Annotated in this window: 8 protein-coding genes and 2 pseudogenes; all 10 read right to left on the reverse strand. The window is 64.5% G+C overall.

Annotated elements, in window-relative coordinates:
* Nucleotides 1–19: 19 nt before the first annotated feature.
* Nucleotides 20–1,009 (reverse strand): annotated as a pseudogene (locus G6N23_RS17150) (metallophosphoesterase); the annotation flags it as partial.
* Between the two features lie 413 nt (nucleotides 1,010–1,422).
* Nucleotides 1,423–2,541, reverse strand: a pseudogene (locus tag G6N23_RS17155) (DEAD/DEAH box helicase family protein); the annotation flags it as partial.
* Nucleotides 2,542–2,629: 88 nt separating this feature from the next.
* Nucleotides 2,630–3,274 carry a hypothetical protein gene (locus G6N23_RS17160; RefSeq protein WP_133055455.1) on the reverse strand — a complete coding sequence of 215 codons (645 nt, stop codon included), beginning with the start codon at nucleotides 3,272–3,274 and terminating at the stop codon, nucleotides 2,630–2,632.
* 67 nt (nucleotides 3,275–3,341) lie between these two features.
* On the reverse strand, nucleotides 3,342–5,135 hold the full coding sequence (locus G6N23_RS17165) for a hypothetical protein (protein WP_133055454.1): 1,794 nt from the start codon (nucleotides 5,133–5,135) through the stop codon (nucleotides 3,342–3,344).
* Nucleotides 5,136–5,342: 207 nt separating this feature from the next.
* The gene (locus G6N23_RS22105) at nucleotides 5,343–6,059 is read right to left on the reverse strand and encodes a hypothetical protein (protein WP_234808508.1); all 717 of its coding nucleotides are present in this window, start codon (nucleotides 6,057–6,059) and stop codon (nucleotides 5,343–5,345) included.
* A 64-nt stretch (nucleotides 6,060–6,123) separates the two neighbouring features.
* On the reverse strand, nucleotides 6,124–6,756 hold the full coding sequence (locus tag G6N23_RS17175) for a hypothetical protein (protein WP_085259772.1): 633 nt from the start codon (nucleotides 6,754–6,756) through the stop codon (nucleotides 6,124–6,126).
* A gap of 4 nt (nucleotides 6,757–6,760) precedes the next feature.
* Nucleotides 6,761–7,969 carry an McrC family protein gene (locus tag G6N23_RS17180; RefSeq protein WP_085259771.1) on the reverse strand — a complete coding sequence of 403 codons (1,209 nt, stop codon included), beginning with the start codon at nucleotides 7,967–7,969 and terminating at the stop codon, nucleotides 6,761–6,763.
* Nucleotides 7,941–10,190 carry an McrB family protein gene (locus G6N23_RS17185; protein WP_085259770.1) on the reverse strand — a complete coding sequence of 750 codons (2,250 nt, stop codon included), beginning with the start codon at nucleotides 10,188–10,190 and terminating at the stop codon, nucleotides 7,941–7,943. The genes G6N23_RS17180 and G6N23_RS17185 overlap by 29 nt, the downstream gene beginning before the upstream one ends.
* Nucleotides 10,187–14,092, reverse strand: a complete 3,906-nt coding sequence (locus tag G6N23_RS17190) for an Eco57I restriction-modification methylase domain-containing protein (RefSeq protein ID WP_085259769.1) — start codon at nucleotides 14,090–14,092, stop codon at nucleotides 10,187–10,189. Before G6N23_RS17190 ends, G6N23_RS17185 begins: the two co-directional genes overlap by 4 nt.
* On the reverse strand, nucleotides 14,089–16,905 hold the full coding sequence (locus tag G6N23_RS17195) for a DUF8741 domain-containing protein (protein ID WP_085259768.1): 2,817 nt from the start codon (nucleotides 16,903–16,905) through the stop codon (nucleotides 14,089–14,091). Before G6N23_RS17195 ends, G6N23_RS17190 begins: the two co-directional genes overlap by 4 nt.
* Nucleotide 16,906: the final 1 nt, after the last annotated feature.

Here is a 16,906-nt window from a genome sequence, read left to right on the forward strand (position 1 = left end):
ACGCGGCACCGAGTTGGTGGTAGTTCGCGGGATCGATCTCGCTCTCCCCAGACCAGCGATATGCCGTCAGCGCCCCGCCCGGCTTGACCGCGCTGAAGTCCACGCACGCGGTGCGCGCCGTCCAGTCCTGCCCGGGTTCGGGGGCGCCTTGGCGCCAGTAGTGTCCATAGAACACCGGGACCTCCCCGGTGTAGACGTACGACGCAGCGTCAGCCCGCAGCTCCGTGTCCGGCAGCTCCGGATAGGGCTTGCGGTCCTTGGTCTTGATTCCGCTGTCCATCACGGCAGCGTCCCGCAGTGTGCCCGCCTCGCTGTCCCACCAGCGGATGCGGGCGCTGGCACGCGGTACATCGTCCTTGTCGCGGTACTCGGGCTGGCCGTAGTCAACCAGGCTGATCTCCGGGCCCTTGAGCAGCGTCTCGACAGCCCTATACAGCGGATCGCTCTTGTCGCTGGCGGCCACCAGACGGGCCACGTCGGTGAACGGCGCCGCCGACCCGCAGCGCTCCTGCACGACTGCGATCGACTCGTCGTGCCAGCAGGCGTGAACCACCCGCAGCCCGCCCAGATCCAGCCATATCGGCAACGTAGCAAACCAGTCCAGGTAGTACCGACGCTGTTCGCCGGTGATCTGATCCAGGAAGGCCTGGTGCTGCCGGGTGTTCTTCTCCGACCATGGGTTGTCGGGATCATCGTGTGGGCGAAGGTATTTCCCGCTGCCTTCCGGCCATTCCGCATGGTAGGCCAGAGCGTTGAATTCGTGATTACCCATGACGATCCGCGCGCTGCCGGCGTCGACCATGGCTTTGACGATCTCCAGCACCCGCTGGTGTTCGTCACCGCGATCGATCAGGTCACCGACGAAGATCGCCTGCCGATCCGGGTGCCGATATTCTCCTGCGCTGTCGGTGATCTCGTAGCCTAACTCCGTCAGCAACTCTTCGAGCTGGCTGGCGCAGCCGTGGATGTCACCGATGATGTCGTAGCCCCGCACCGTGGAATCAGCCAATGTGGATCTCCTCTTCTCTCACAACTGAATTGTCTCAGGGGGTACCGACACCGCGGCGTGGCCGCCGCTTTCTGCCACCGCCGTAGCGCTCTGAGATACGCAAGGCCGGGATCGGCGCGCGCCGGGGCCGCGGCGGAGTAGGAGGCGGATCGGGGCTGGGTGGCGGGCGCTGACGACTGCGCTCGCAGAACTCTCCACCGGAGGTTTCGTGGCGCCGTGCCAAATCGAGCGCATCCAGCTGTCCGGTATCGGCGCCAAAGTAGGGGCAGCGCAGGCATGCCGGACGGCCCGCGTTCCAGGTGGCCAGGACGACGCCGGGATGCTGTGAAGGCCAGTTCGTCGGGTCGTCTCCGTAGACGGATTCGTAGGCCAGACGCAGGTATTCGCGTTGGTCCCAGTAGCGCCGAGCGATGGCGGTGCGCGACAAACAGCAGGGTGAGGTCGCGGCCGTGGATGTCGCGGGCCAGCCGACGGTAGTCCAGGGCGGCCATGACGGTCTTGCCAGTTCCGGTGGCTGCCACAATCAGGTTTCGGTGCCGGTCGTGCAGAGTGCGTTCGGCGTCGAGTTGTTCGAGCATCTCGGCTTGAAAGGGCTTAGGGCGTACTTCCAGGCCGGACAGGGTGACCGCCAGCGGGTCGCGCTTGCGGTCCCCGGATGCGGTTTGGAGGGCCTGGCGGAGTCGTTCCCCGTCTTGGCCGGGACGGTATGGCTCGAAATCGCGGTTCTCCCAGTAGGAGTCGAAGGTAGCCCGGAATTTCTCAAGAAGATGTGGGGTGGCGATCGCCGAAAGGCGCACGTTCCATTCCAGCCCGTCTACCAGGGCAGCGTGCGAGAGGTTGCTGGAACCGACGTAGGCGGTGTGGAAGCCAGTGTTGCGCCGCAGCAGCCACGCTTTCGCGTGCAGGCGGGTGATCGTGGTGTCGTAGTTAACCCGGACCTCGGCGCCGAACTCGTTGACCAGGGCGTCCAAGGCGCGTGCGTCGGTGGCACCGAGGTAGGTGGTGGTGATGACGCGCAGCGGAATACTGCGCTCGCGCAGCTCGGTGAGCTCTTTTTCCAGCAGCCGCAGGCCCTGCCATTTGACGAAAGCGCACAGCAGATCCACTCGGTCGGCGCTGGCCAGTTCAGCGCGCAGCTCGGCGGCCAGGGTCGGCTCGTTGCGGGCATTGGTCATCAGGGCGGCGTCGGAAAACGGCGTGGCTGGCCGTGGGGTTTTGGGGGCGCCCAGCGCCGTCGCGTGGCGGACTTCATCGAGCCGAGTGACCTTGCCGGGCTCGTTCGTGTGCAAGGCGGCGCCGTCGGTGTAGGTGTCGGGCAGTACGTCCAGGATGCGGTGGGCCAGGGCCACGCGGTCTTCGACGGTGCGGGCCGACCGCAGTGACCGTTCGATGATTGGCGCGAGGTAGCGGGCGATAGTCAATGCGTGCTCGGCGTCGTCGACGGTGCCGTAGTCAGGATGCAGGTCGGGGTGGTGCGTGAGTTGAGCCATCAACTGCTCATTGAGCAGGGATTCGTAGACGCCCGTGTCCATGCGACGGAGGTTGGTGGGCGTGAATGACGTAGGAAGGTTCAGCACCTCGACCCTGACCAATGCGCTGCAGATTCCGTCGTATGCCCCCTCAGCGCTGTGCCCATACGTGACCGCAGCTGCGGCAGGTCCGGACGGAATCGGCGTCGGGATGATCAGCGGTAGGTTCGGGGCTCGGCGTAGACGTTTCAGGGTTGTCGCTGCCTAACCGGGTGCCTGCAAATTTCCACCAAAGCTTTGGTGACGCGTCACCCGACTCACCCTCCGGTTGCGACGATCCGGGTTCCGCCTCGGCCGCTCGGATCGGCGCTCGCAGATAGTGAGTATCCACCTCACCACAGTGCGGGCATACGCACAACGACTGAAAGTCTTGCACCGGCGCTTCTGTCGCCAGGCCGGTGTTGTGCGGCACCGGAGCCTTGCTGAGTTTGGGTGGCGTAGCATCCGCTACACGGTTTGCAACAACAGGTAATGCACGATTATCGACTTGCCCGTTGCCGCGGATCAATCGCTTTCCCGCCGACGTTGGAAGCCACGCCATCAGCGCGGCCGATGCCCTCCCCACGGCGCGCTTCTGACGAGCCTTCTCAAGGCGAATGACCCGGCGTGTCTCCCACTGCTGAATGGCGGAATCCAAAGCCGTTAGCGCACGGCCTACTACCAAGACCGCCGTGATCGCTAACACGAGGATCAGCACCAACACAATCACGGCACCGATCAGCAGTAGCTTGATCACTCCCACTCTCCTCCTCCCGATCGAGCCCATCACGAAAGGTGCTCCAGACGGATGCCCGGCAACGCGGCTACGGACTGATCCAGCTGACGATTCGCTGAAATACGTTGCTTGGCCGGGATGGACTGGGCGCAAAGGGATTGGCGACGCGGCCACCATCCTCGAGGGGCTCACGCACTTCATAGCGTCTGCGCTCGTATTCGAAGTACAACTCGCCGTGGTCAAACAACGCCGCCTCACACTCCAGCAGGGCGATGATCTTGCTCAACATCGCGTCGTACTCGTTGATTTTAATACGACGATCCAGATTGACTTTAAAGAGCAACCGCCGCGCTCCGAGCGTCTTTGCCTCACTTTTGTTTTGCGAGAGGACAGTTGGCCACGGCCGCTTCGCGCCGCACCCATGCCGAACCACAAAAGTTGCGTGTTCGCCCTTCAAAGGACTGATCGCTACAGCGTCTTCCCCAGCACTCCCCGGTATCGGTAGCCGCAGAACGACGTAGCCGTTGTCGTTGTACCCTGATGAAAATGCTCCACGGTGGACCGTACAGCGCCGTGCTGCGAAGTGGTTGGCCAGTTCCTGCAGCACCTGCGTTCGCCGCGGATCTACCGCTTTCCCGAGATAGCCGCCGGACCTCCGCATTCCATCCACGAAGGACTGCACCAGCTCACCCGGCGGCAGGATCGAGAACGGAAGATCCTCCGATGCAAATGCATTCGCTGCTTCGCCGCTTTCGTCCGGCAGATCAGCAAGGAAGTCGAAGTCATTGCCTTCCAGAGCCGTCAATTCCGCACGAGCGTCCTCGTACAATATCGCCAGACCCGCGGCGTCGCGCGAGAACAGCTCTTCGACAGAATGGATCATGCGCCGCAGGTTGCCGACCGCAGCCGCCAAGTTTGGCGCCGCGTCATCGTTCGGCACCTCGGGCGGGGGTAGCAACCGATGCAGAAGCGGGTGCAGTCGCTCGCCGTAGTCCTCACTGCCGAAAGTCAAGATGACAGCGTGGCGCAGGAAGGTCAGGCTGGCTCTGGCCCTACGCAACGCATCGTCCGGCGATCGCCAACTGGCGTCCAGATCAACTTTGTCGAGCTCGGCATCCAGTGCACGCCGTGCAAGGTGCGGGCGGTTGTCCAGGTAACGACCGTGCTGACCCGCGAGCCGCACGATAAGTTCCTTGACGTCCAGCACTATTGACCGCATCCGCTGAAGTTGGCCTACATCGGAGTAGTCTGCGGCCTGGCCAGGACGGGTGCACATCTCGTGAAACCGCCAAGCCAGGTATCCATCGTGGTACCCCCCGTCATGATCAAAGAACGCCAGCCGATCTACGGCTACTTCGCGCGAGATCGACTCGATGCCCGCCGCCAATAAAGCATCTGCGAGTTCTCTTCCCCCGGCGATTGAATCGTCAGCTCCGTTCGCGTTCTCAGTATGATTAGACAGCGAATCCTCGGCGTCCTCGGCAACGAAGAGCAAATCCAGTCGCTGCAGGCACTCTTCGCGCGTCCCGTCGAATCCAAGGCGGATGAACCAGTCGTAGAACGCACCATTGTCGGCGGGTCGGGTGCTTTCATCCCACCGCTTTACGCCCAAGCCGGCTTGCTCCACGATCTCGACGAGCAGCTGCGCGGACTCGTGCGACGAGTCGAAGACCAAGTAATGCCCGAATCGGTTGGATTCAAGATGCCAAGCATCGATCCGACAGACCGGACTCGCTTCAGCGACCGGTTCGACTGCGGGCGCGTACGGGATGCGTCCACGGCCCGTCACAAAACCGCCGCATGCCTCCTTGTCCAGCGGATCGTCTTCCAATCGAATGATGTCGCCGGTGTAGAGCGGGTAGACCGCACCCTGGTAGACCACGCCCGCAGACCCGCTCGGCATGAGACGGACGGGGCGGCGCTGCAACGTCGTAACGGGCCTGCCTACCTGGCACACCGTCACTTCGACCGACCTTGCCGCCATCACGCTGCCTGGGGTTCCGCATTATCCGAGCTCAGATGAAGGCCGGATCTGGTGAACGGGCGACCTTCAGAACGCCGCCGGGACGAACCATGCCCGGTGGCCGCGTCAGGCATTGATCGCACGCGATGCCCTTTCCCCGACGTCCCACAGCTCGTCGGCGTCAAGGCCCGAGACCGGGTTCCAAGGCGCTGATCCGGTGTGGTCTAAATCTAACAACGAGGCAAGTTCCGCAAAGCCGGGATGGCCGGTGACCTTGAAGTTGCTCTTCCAACAGCCTGAGATCAGCAACTGCCCCGATCTGGCGATCTTGAACTTGTAAGGCGGATACCGCCGCATGGACGGGTAGACAAACAGCGCCCCACCGGGGTACTGGCCGAAGCAGAGGTGACAGTAGTCGCCCATCGTCGGCAGCTGGCTCGTGGCGTGCATCAGTTCCAGAATTCTGCGCAGGAAGGCGTGATCAGCCGGATCTTCGACCGCATCGAGAAAGTGTTGGGGGGGCCAGGGATTCGTACCGTCAAACTTGATCGTCAGCCCCTCAAACAGCTCCATAGGCGATGCTGCGGCAGCGACCGAAGGGCGGCCCGTCAACCACGCCCGGAGCCGGTCATTATTCCCCGGAGAGTCCTGTGAGAAGAACTCCTCGTCGCGGTTCGGGCGCTGACGTACCACGCTCGTGATTTCATCGTCGAGCGAGTAGTGCACCGTGATGCGGGTTCCGTCCTTGGTGAATTCGTCGATGCGACTCGTGTGTTCGGGACGCCAGTTGAACTCGCTCGCCACGTCGATAGTGTCGAGCCGGAACGCCCACGCATCTGCCAATTCTCTATCCCTATCCTCATCGCTGATCGAGCTGTGACGTGTTAGCCGGACTGTGGGGACTGGGCTAAAGATCCCGGAAGTTCTCTTGAAAGTGACGCACGCATGCTTGATATGCCACTCCACCATGTGCTCGGATGATAGTCACCGCACGGCCATTGTTTGGGTTCCACGTCGCAACGATTGTGGGTTCAGGGTCCGCGGCCGTACTCATATCCATTTCGCGCCGGTAGTACCCCTGCTCGATGACCGCCTCGTCCAGGACGAGATGCCAAGTATTGCGCTGCCTCTTCGACTCATCGACCGTGCGAGGCGTGCGCGGGTCGCTGTCGTCCACCACCTCTAACGTCGGCCGGTGTAACCATTTCCCCTTGGTCCAACTCAACTTTCGTGGCTTCGGCCCGTATCCCGCTGCGTATCTTGAGGGGCGAGGCGCCGAATCGCCGACGGCAACAACCCGACCCGTCAACCAAGCCCTAAGCCGGTCGCTTTTTCCAGGAGAGTCTTCCGAGAAAAACTCCTCGTCACGGTCCGGGCACTGACGCACTAAGCTGGTGATCTCGTCATCGTCGGAGTACTGCACGGCGATACTGGTTCCGCCCTTGGCGAACTCGTCGGTACGGCGAGTCGACTCCACATGCCAACCGGAGTCCAGCGCGATGTCTGCCGTGTCGAGCCGGAACGTTGTTGCGTCTGCCATTTCGTTAGCCCTTCCCCAACTCCGACGGGGCCGCGCCAGCAGTGACGAGCGCCGTTAACTCATCGACCTGCCGCATCAGAAGCGCCGGCGGCAAGGCCAGGTCGAGGGCATGACAGTAAATCGTGACCCCAGCCCGCTGCACGGTGTGCGTCTGAACCGGTTCGTTGCCCTTGGCATAAACCAAATGCCCCTCCGGCAGACCGAGCACGGTGCAGTACGCCAACATTTGGTATAGGTCCGCGTTCGGAAAGCCCTCGGGCCTTTCGGCCTTGTACTTGGCGTCGACCACCGCACACGGCACGCCGTGGCGATACCACAGGAGGTCTGGGCGCATATCGACTCGCTGGGCTACGTCCAGGCGCAGCGACGCCTGGGAAACACTGCGACCACCGATCGTCCGCAATGCCTCACGCAGCGCAGTCGTCACAAAGTCTTCGAAGATCCGCCACATGTCGAACATGTATCCGGTTACCCGAAGGTTACCGACGTGATGTTCGAATGACTCTGACGCCAGTACAATCTCGGCAAGCCGCAGCGCTGAGTGATAGCGGGTGTTGAGCCGGCTCGGCTGCCAGCGCGGAAGCGCGGCGCCGCGAGACAGCATCGACACGTCGGCAAGAGTCTGCCGCAGCCGCTGCAACCGCCGCCTGGCCATCTCGCTGATCCGCTGCACGCTCAGCAGGCGCAGCGCTGCGGCAAGCAGGAGCTGGTTTTCGGCGACGTCGACGGTGAAGTCGTCATATTCCACCGCAACCGGCACCGGCAGCCCATAGAGCCGGGTCATCTGCTCACCGGCGAGCAACCGGCCGCGCAGCACCGGCAGCGTGTCGCGGATCGTCCGGTAACCCTGCAGCACACCCAGCTCTACGGCGCGTGACGCCAGCCGGCTGAATGCCTCGGCGATGCCGGGCAGCAGTTCGTTGGCGCCGATGAGATCGACCTGATCGTCACGCCAAATCCGCTGATCTTTGGCATAGCCGATCAAGAACAACAGCCGGTTCAAGTCGGTGATCTTGGGACGGACGACGAGTTGACGCTCCCCCACCGTGACCGCACCAACCTTGCGGCCGGCGGTGACCTCGTAGCGGCCGGCATCAAGTGTCGGGGTCACCGTGACCAGACCGAGCTGCTGGAACGCCCGGTACTCGCTCCCCGTCAGCTCGACGGTCTGCGGAGCTCCGCCCTCAGTAAGGGTCAGCGCCGGTGACGTCATTGCCGGATTCCTCTACCGGGGCGGCCCCGGCCCACACGCCGGTGCGCCTGGCCTCCACCGCGGCCTGGATGGCCGAAAGGCCATAGCGGGCTCGGACATCAAGTGCGCGGTCGCCGTAGTGGTGTTCTTCCAGCAGCGGCAGGATCGCGGTACGCCACACCCGTTCCAACCCACGGCCATCAGCGTCGTAGACCGCCGGCCGCATGAAGTAGGACGGCCCGATTTTGAAGTCTGCATCCTCGATGCGGGCGTTGAGCTCGTCGAGATAGTCGGCGACCTGCGCGGGGTGGCCCTTGTCGGCCAGCCAGTTGCGGAGAATCTCGTTGGTGGGTTCCTCCGACGGATGCAGCGGCAGGAAGGCGAACCGGCGGCGCATGGCGGCGTCGACCAGCGCGATGGAGCGGTCGGCAGTGTTCATCGTGCCGAGGATGACGATATTCTTCGGCAACATGAACGGTTCGGTGTCATCGGAGGAGTACAGCAGGTCGATCGACTTGTCGCGGTACTCCAGTAGGAAGTACAGCTCGCCGAAGATCTTGGCGAGGTTGCCGCGGTTAATCTCGTCGATGATCAGCACGTAGACAGCTTCGGGGTTCTCGTTGGCCCGGTCGACCAGGGAACGCAGTGGGCCGGGTTTGAGTGCGAAGCCGACCTGTTCACCGCCCCGCCCGGTCGGGCGGTATCCCTCGAAGAAGTCCTCGTAGGAGTAGGCCGGGTGGAATTGGACGATCTTGACGTTCGACTCGGTGGCCAGATGGCGGGCGAGTTCTTGGGCGATGTAGGTCTTTCCGGTTCCGGGCGGGCCGTAGAAGATCAGCTGTGGACGGTCCCGCAGCAGCTCGACACACTCCTGCAGCCACACCTGCGGCACGTAGAGGCGTCGGGCCAGTTCGGCGGTGGCATCCGGCAAGTGCATCGCGGCGGCACCAGCGGGTGGACGTCGGCGTTCGGCGAGTGCGATGAGGGTGTCGAGGTGCTGGCTGAGGTCGAGCACCTCACCTTGCGCCCCCAGCCGCGCTGATACCTCGCTGGGCAGCTCTGCCAGCGGCAGCGCGCTGTCATACCACTTCACCGGTCGGCGCAGGTTTGACCGTCCGTCGCTGCTGTTCACGAATTCGGCTTCGCCGGTGGTGATCCCGAAGTACACCTTGCCCTGGCTGACGGTGACGACAACGTCCTGTGGGTGCATGCGGGTGAGGAAGGCGAAGAACTCGTCGAACTTCTCCTGCCGCTGCGCGTAGCCGGATGAGCGGTAGTCCTCGTCGACGAAGGCTTTCAGTTCGTCTCGACTCACATCGGTATCGACGGGCCGCAGCAGGCTGGCGGCCAGCGAGACGGTGCCCTTGCGCCGCCAGATCGGCACCATGTCTTGGCCTTTGACGCCTGCGCCTTGCACCTTCCAGGCGTGCCGGGCGGGCAGCTCGGGCTTCTTTAGCCAGCGCTCGATCCAAGGCTTCTCGTAGAGGTCGATGTGACCGCCCTCGGCCTCGGTAATGGCTTCGTAGATTTCGGCGATGTCGCTATCGAGGTCGCCGGTTGGCGTTGCAAGATACTTTCCGGCCAGTCGGTCGCGCAGCAGAATGCGGTGTTCGGTCTTGACGATCGGCAGGTAGAAGTGCGGGAACGCCAGGTACAGCAGAGATTGGCGCTGAGCGGCCTGGCCGGTCGGGACGGCGTTGACCTCCTCGCGGAATATAAGTGGCTCAGCCAGCGCGTCGACCAGCCGCTGCTCGGGTAGTGATTTGAAGTGGCGCGCCAACTGGATGAGGTAGACGATCTGCGCCCAGCGATAGGTGGTGAAAGCCTGGCCGCCGTTGAATACGCCGCCACCCTCAAGTGCGGCCTCAACATCCGCCGGCAATGTCACTGGAGCACTGCTCATGCCCAGCACATTGTCGACCTGTTTGACCTTCAGCGTGCCGTTGACGTTCCTGATGGGAAGCATGTTGAGGATCAGCAGCTCGGCGAACAACTGCACGACGGCCGGTGACGAATCCGCCAGCTGGATCTTCAGTTTCTCGAAAAACCCACCGGGGCCAGTGTCCGGCCGGTCGACGTAATCGCGGGTGAGTGCATCCAGGTTCGCCATCGTCCAAGTCGGCTCGCCGGGAGTGAGCAACGAATCGTCCTTGCCCAGACCGGAGTCGATGATCCGCCGCCCGATCTTCTCGACGCCGACCGCGGCCTCGCGGGCGAACGTCCCGACCTCGACGTCGCTCATCGCGCACCTGTCTTACTCTTCATGTTCGGATCGTCTAGCGGCGACGTGTACGGCACTCCGGTGCGCTCGGCTTCGGCCATCGCGTCGTAAACCTCCAGGATCAATTTCTTGGTGCGGTACTCGCCGTGCTCGGCGATGTCCTTGCGCTTGACGATCGGGAAGGTCTCCATGATGTAGTCGGCGTCGCCACGGTCGATGCCGTAGAGGTGGAAGAAAGCGGCGTCGAGTTCAGCGCGTAGCTCACTCGCACTCTGCTTATCAGCCGTTTCATTCAGCAGCTCTAACCGACCATCGATCCACTCCAGCGGCGTCCCCTCATGCCAGTCACCAGTACGGCACAACGCATCTGGATCGATCGCTGGCAATTGCTCGAAAGTAGAGAACGTCAGGTTCGCGCCCCCAAGTTTCTGGCGACACGCATAGTCAACGACAAAGCTCGCGAGAATTGCCGCGAGCGGTATCAACGGTAGCGACGAGAGCAACAACGGAAGGCTATTTCCGGCTGCCACCATCGGCAGCGCAGTCGCAATGAGTGTGCGTGCATCTGTCGACCGCGCGACCCATCGATAGCCGATTAGCGGTTCAGGCCTACGACCCGCCAGCTTTGCGTCCACCTCCCGCTTGTCTACCCAATACCGAGGCATGACAACGAAGGCCGGGTCCTGCTTCTCCGCCAGCGTGACATCTCGGACGGTTCCGTCGCGTTCATAGGTGGCCCAGCGGTGGTCGTAGTGGTGGATCATCTTCGCCTCGTACAGCGGCAGCATCCGGTTCTCGCCGCGTTCAAACACATTGCCGTTGAGCACCCACCCGTCGACCTCCAACTCCTCGCGGGAGTGGAACAGGTGCGAGTCATTGGACATGTCGAACATCCGCATGAAGCTGATACCCCAAGGGTTTCCATCAGGATCGCCTTCACGGACGAGGATCGGCACCCGCCGGTAGATCCCGAGGGTGATCTCGGCGTCGCGCCGGCTGCGGAACACCGGGCAGGTGCCGGTGTTGGGATTGAGCACAGTGAGCTCTTCTGGGCTCAACGCGAAGCGGACGTTCGGCCGCTGCAGGTCGGTGGGGTCGTGGGCGAAGAACGCAAAATCGGCGGCCGGCTCCCGCTCGTCGCGCCCGACCAGGGTCAGCAGGCAGAACTTGAAGCGGCTATCCACCGCCTCAAAAAGCGGCTTGCGGTTTTCGAAGTCGTAGAGGCTGGCGATTGAGCCGTGTTCGACGAGGTCTTTGAAGAAGTACTGGGTGGTGACGTCGGTGGCGATGCCGGTAGGCAGGATCACCCCGAGTCGCCCGGTTCCGGCCAGCAGGTTGCGGTCGGTTTCGGCGAACACCGAATAGGTGTTGATGTCGCCACGTCCGGTCAGGGGATACCGGCCGGAGTTGCGCATGAAATGCGAGATGCCCTCCGCGCGCCGCTTCTCCGCGGTGAACGCCGCGTGCAGGGTCGGGTTCGTGGTCGGCAGTTCTTTGATCAGTTTCTTGCGGGCCGCGGCGGTGGGCGCGGTGGCGATGTCGGGGTCGCGGGCAGCGAAGAACTCCTGTTCCTGCAGTTTGACCCGTTCCCAAGGTGGGTTGGTGATGACTGCCGAGAATCCACCGGCCCAGCCGGTTGCAGGATTCACCGTGTCGTCGCCACTGGCCTGGGCGGGAAACAGGTGCGGGAACTCAAGGTGCCAGTGGAAGAACCGATATTCGGCGGTCAGCCGGGCCACCTCGGCGCGAGACGCCTCGTTGAGCGAGTCCTGACCGTCGGCGAGCGCGGCGATGCTGCGGTGGGTGGGCGCGGCCGGTGCACCGGCGTGTTTGGGCCAGACGAAGGCCGCGCACCAGGTGTCAGCCGCCAGGTGTTGGTGCTGGTATGCATCGGATTGGGTGTAGGCGCGCCAGCGTTGACGCTGCACGTGAACGTCGGCCAAGGAGAGCACCGGGGCGGACACCACCTGCTGAACTTCCTCGCCGAGGGCGGTGGTGGCGGCGGTGATGTCGATGTCGAACAGGCTGTCCTGCGCGCTGCGCTCGACCTTGTTCTGTTTGGCCAGTGCCGCCGCGATCTTCTTGTCGTCGCCTTCGATGGGTTTGAACGCCTCATCGGGCAGGCCGTCGGCGAGCAGTTTCGGGGTGGCGCCAGCCAGGGCATGGCCAACCTTGATCTGCGCGTCGAGGAAGGCCAGCGGCAGGCCGGGTTCGAGGGTTTCCATCCACAGCGACACCTTGGCCAGCTCGGCGGCCAGCGGGTTGACGTCGACCCCGTAGATGCAGCGGGCCACCACATCGCGCATTGCCGAGCGCACTGCCGCCGGTGCCGGTTCGGGGTCGCCGGTACGCAGGTGCGCCAGCCGTTTGGCGATGCGCCGGGCCGCCCCCACCAGGAAATGTCCGCTGCCACACGCTGGATCACAGACGGTGAGGTTCAACAGGGCTTCCTGCGGATTGTCGGATTTCTGGGCATCATCGAGCACCGGATCCAGTGCGGTGTCCAGCAGGGACTCCACCAGCGAGGTCGGGGTGTAGTAGGAACCGGTGTCCTTGCGCTGGTTACCGGAGGCCACCGACAGCTGATAGGTCTTGGCGGCCGGATCCCAGGAGGGAATAAACTCCAGCAGCGCCTCGTAGATGCTGCCGAGTTCCTCCGCGCCAAGGTTGCGGTAGTCGACCACCCGCAGCAGCCCCGAGCCAGGTTCGCGCACCAGCGACAGGGAGTGCACCGCTGCTTGCAGGGCGGCGTTGCTCAGCTCGCAGTCGGTCAGAAAGTCCAGCTCGCCGTGATCAAACAGGCCGCCGATGCCGGGCAGGCCAAGTTCGGGCAGCCCGTTCTCGTCACCCAGGCCGCACCACACCAGGATCAGGGCCTGCCACCGGTCGCCGTAGCGGCCGCCGCGGCGGCGCCGGGAGATGCGCCGCAGCCGGTCGGTAGAGAAGTAGTCCAGGTAGCGTTGCCGCGCGGTCGGGTCGGCGGCCGGGTCAAGAAGCACGCCGCGGTCTTCGGCGACGAAGGTGAACAGCAGCCGGTAAACCACCCGCAGCAAGGCTTCGTGGGCGTCGCGCACGGTCAGGGTGCCGTCGACTAGCCGCTGGCGCAGTGCGGCGTTGTCGGGGTGGGTAAGGAATCCGGTGCCGAGCGTTTGCAGTGCGTCGACGACACCGTCGCGCAGTAGGTTCAGGGCACGCGAGCCGGTGTCGAGGGCGTCTTGGCGCCAGTGTTCCAGCCAGCAGGAGGCTGGACCGATCTCCGGGTCGCGGATCTCCAGCCTCGACTGCTGGCACAGCGTGTACAGCAGCAGGAAGTCGGCGAACAGATCCCCGTCGAAGATCGCCTCCAGGTCGAATTCGACGTAGGCCGACCCGACCAACGAGGTGGAGTCGCGCAGCAACCGCAGCGTGGTGTCGTTGGCCAGCAGCGCCCACAAGTGCTCATCGGAGCGGTTGAGCAGTTCTTGGACCATCGACTGCGGTGAGGCGCCAGCAGCGCCGGCCATCCCTTTGGTGCGGGTGTCCAGCGGCACCCGGCCGAGCAGATGGATCGGGACCGATTCCCACAGGTGCGAGATCGGGAAGCTGTGCTCCCCCAACGTGATTCCGCCCTTGCCGGTGGTGGGTACCCGGCCGTAGCCGAGCTGGTCGAGCAGCACCATGCTGAACCGTTCCCGGGTCAGCGCGGTGGCCCGGTCGTCCTCGGGCAGCGCGGCCAGTGCCTCCCGGTAGGCGGTCCACGCCCCGCGCAGGTACGCCCAGACCCGGTTGGCCGCATCCGACACCGATTCCCCGGCGGCCAGGTGGTAGTCCTTGGACGTCATTCCAGGCACGTCGGGCCGGTTTGCCAGCCGGGCCAGCAGGTCGGCCGGCAGCAGCCCGCCCTGGATGCGCACCCCGACGAATGCGCTTGCACCGCTGCTCATTGCTCGCCTCCTGCCGGTGGCACGAAGACGAAGACACCTAGCACATCGGCGCCGGGTTCGACGGTCACCTTCAGCCCGCGCACCACCTCAGCGGAGGCCTGCCGCACCCGGCGGTGCGCGTCGAGCAGTCGGCCCGCCAGCTGCTCACCGTGTTCGGCGAGGTGGGTGGCGATGTCGGGCAGGCCGTCGAGGCTGCGGGCCAGGAACTGGGCGGCTTGCGGGGCCGGTACGTTTCCGGACGGCTTGGCGTGCAGCAGCGGTTCGACGGATTCCGAGGCTAGCCAGTCCGCTTTTGCCGGTGCGCCTTCGAACGCCAGGGTTGCAACATCTTCGGCGACGAGCTGCCGGGTCCCCGTACGGGAGGGCAGTTGCAGTTGGAACCGGTAGCGCGCCACCAGCAAGGTGGTGCGGGTGGTGACCGCGGTGGTTCGCACTACCGCGCAGCGGCGTGCCGGGCGCTGCTCGTCGGGCAGGTTGGGGTCCAGGGCGGATTCCAGCGTGTAGTGCGCGACGGCTTCCACGGAGGCGTCGGTCCGGTTGAGCACTGCATCGCCGCGGCGCACCGGCAGGTCGGTGGCGAAGTGCAGCGGGTCGTTGCGGCCGGGCGGCAACGAATCCCGCAGGCCCAGGGGCAGCGGCGTGAGGGTGGCGGTGAATCCGGTGTCGGCGGTGGTGACGGTGGAGCGCAGGGCGCGCAGTGCCTGTTCGACGAATTCGGCGACTTGCGCGTTGGTGCCCAGCGTTGCTCGAGTCTCGCGCAGTTCGGCGCCGACTTCCTCTGGTTTGATGCCGTGTTGGGCGTATTTGGTTTGGGCGATCTTCTCCCGTTCGGCCGCCGACTCCCACTGGCCGTAGAGGGCGTCGCGTTGTTCTTGGACGCCGAGGTCCAAGCTGAGCTGTTCGGCGTCCTTGCCGCGCAGCAGCAGCCCTTCCATCAGTGCCTGCACGACCGCGTCGCTGCTGTCGGGGACCGGCACCGACACCCCGGTGGCTTTGCGGATCGCCTGGTGTTTGCGTAGCAGCACCTCCAGCACGATGCCGTCGATCTGGTTATCGCGCCCGTAGAGCATCACCGTGCGGACGGTATCGGCGCGCTGGCCGAACCGGTCGACGCGGCCCTCCCGCTGTTCGTGCCGGGTGGGGTTCCAGGCCAGGTCGTAGTGCAGTACCGCCTGGAAGTTCTCCTGTAGGTTCACCCCTTCCGATAGGCAGTCGGTGGCCACCAGCACATGTCGGCCCGGGGTTGCCGCCAGCTCATCGATGCGGGCGATCCGCTCGTCGGGCGGCAGGGTGCCGGTGACCGCGCGGACCGTCACGTTCTTGCCGAGCGCACCGGAAAGCTGTTCGGCGACATAGTCGGCGGTATCGATGAAGCGGCAGAACACGATCGGATCGCTGCCTAGCCCCAGCAGCTCTTTGACGCTTTTGACCAGGGCCGCGACCTTCTTGTCGGGTTTACCTTCCAGCTTGCTTACCTCGGCCAGGAAACCGCGTAGCTTGCGGGCTTTCGATATGTCGCCTTCCCGGTCAGTTTCGGCGCCCGGAGTGGTGTCCGCGGCTTCGATCACCTCGTCATCGGACTGGTCGAGCACGACGGCCCGCCCGATCGCATCGGCTTCTTCCGGCGTTGCGGCGGCGGCTGCTGCTGCCCGGGTGCGTAGGGTTTGCGCCGCCGCCCGCGGGGAGGATGCCAGCGCGCGCAGCAGTGCCAGCGCCGACCACCAGTTGACCCTTCGTGCCAACCCGCCGTCTTCGGTGCGGACGGTTTCTCGCGCGTAGTCGAGCACTTTGTCGAACAGCGCGTGATATTCGGCGCTGAGCGTGTAGGGCACCTCGGTGGAGAGCCGATCTTTGGGGAACGGGGTGTCCTCATCGAGGTAGCGGCGGATGTCGGCGCGGCGGCGCTGCACGAAGTGTTTGGCCAGCAGTTCGCGGCCCTTTCGCTGTTCCAGGTCGACGCTGGCGAGTTCAGGGTCCAGCAGGCCCAGCAGGTTACGGAACGGTTCCTCTTTGCCGCTGTGCGGGGTGGCGCTGGCCAAGATGAGATGTCGGGTTTGGTCGCCGGAGAGCTCGCGAAGCAGCTCATAGCGCTGGGTGCGTCCGGTGCCGGTTGCAGTGGAGTCGGCAACGCAGGTGTGGACCTCGTCGACGATCACCAAATCCGGGCAGGTGCGTAGGAATTCATAGCGGCGGCGGGCGCTTTTGATGAAGTCGGTGGAGACCACGGTGATCGGGTAGCGCTCGAAGATCGACTCGGCGCCGATCCGGCCGCGTTCCAGGCGCCGCACCGTGCTGGGCAGCACCAGTTCGGCTTCCAGCCCGAACTTGCCGCGCAGTTCGCTTTGCCACTGTTCGGCCAGCGCCGGGCTGCACAGCACCGCCAGCCCGCGGGCATCGCCGACCTTGAGCAGCTCGGTGGCGACCAACCCGGCTTCGATGGTTTTGCCGATCCCGACGTCGTCGGCGATCAGCAGCCGAACCACGTTTTGGCGCAGTGCCATCATCAGCGGAACCAGTTGGTAGGCGCGGGGTTCGACCGCGATCGACGCCAAGCTGCGGAACGGTCCGGCGGTGGAGCGGAATCCGATCCGCAGCGCGCTGCGCAGCAGCGACGCGCTGAGGTGGTCACCGAGATCGTCTGGCTGCGGCGGCGGGAAGCTCGCCGGGTTGACGCCTTCGCTGAGCAGCACGCCGGCGATGTCGTCGTCGATGCCGCCGATGGGCCGCAGCACCAGGAAGTCGTCGGTGCTCTCGGGCAGCACCACCCATTCCCGGCCGCGCGCAGTCACCAGGTTACCGGGGGCGAATCCCATT

The organism is Mycolicibacter terrae, assembly GCF_010727125.1.
In the GTDB taxonomy this organism is placed as follows: domain Bacteria; phylum Actinomycetota; class Actinomycetes; order Mycobacteriales; family Mycobacteriaceae; genus Mycobacterium; species Mycobacterium terrae.

What these genes read in the sequence shown, in the direction of transcription:
- G6N23_RS17185 (WP_085259770.1), bottom strand. Translation starts at nt 10,190, where the DNA reads ATGAGCGACGTCGAGGTCGGGACGTTCGCCCGCGAGGCCGCGGTCGGC.
- G6N23_RS17180 (WP_085259771.1), bottom strand. Translation starts at nt 7,969, where the DNA reads ATGACGTCACCGGCGCTGACCCTTACTGAGGGCGGAGCTCCGCAGACC.
- G6N23_RS17190 (WP_085259769.1), bottom strand. Translation starts at nt 14,092, where the DNA reads ATGAGCAGCGGTGCAAGCGCATTCGTCGGGGTGCGCATCCAGGGCGGG.
- G6N23_RS17175 (WP_085259772.1), bottom strand. Translation starts at nt 6,756, where the DNA reads ATGGCAGACGCAACAACGTTCCGGCTCGACACGGCAGACATCGCGCTG.
- G6N23_RS17195 (WP_085259768.1), bottom strand. Translation starts at nt 16,905, where the DNA reads ATGGGATTCGCCCCCGGTAACCTGGTGACTGCGCGCGGCCGGGAATGG.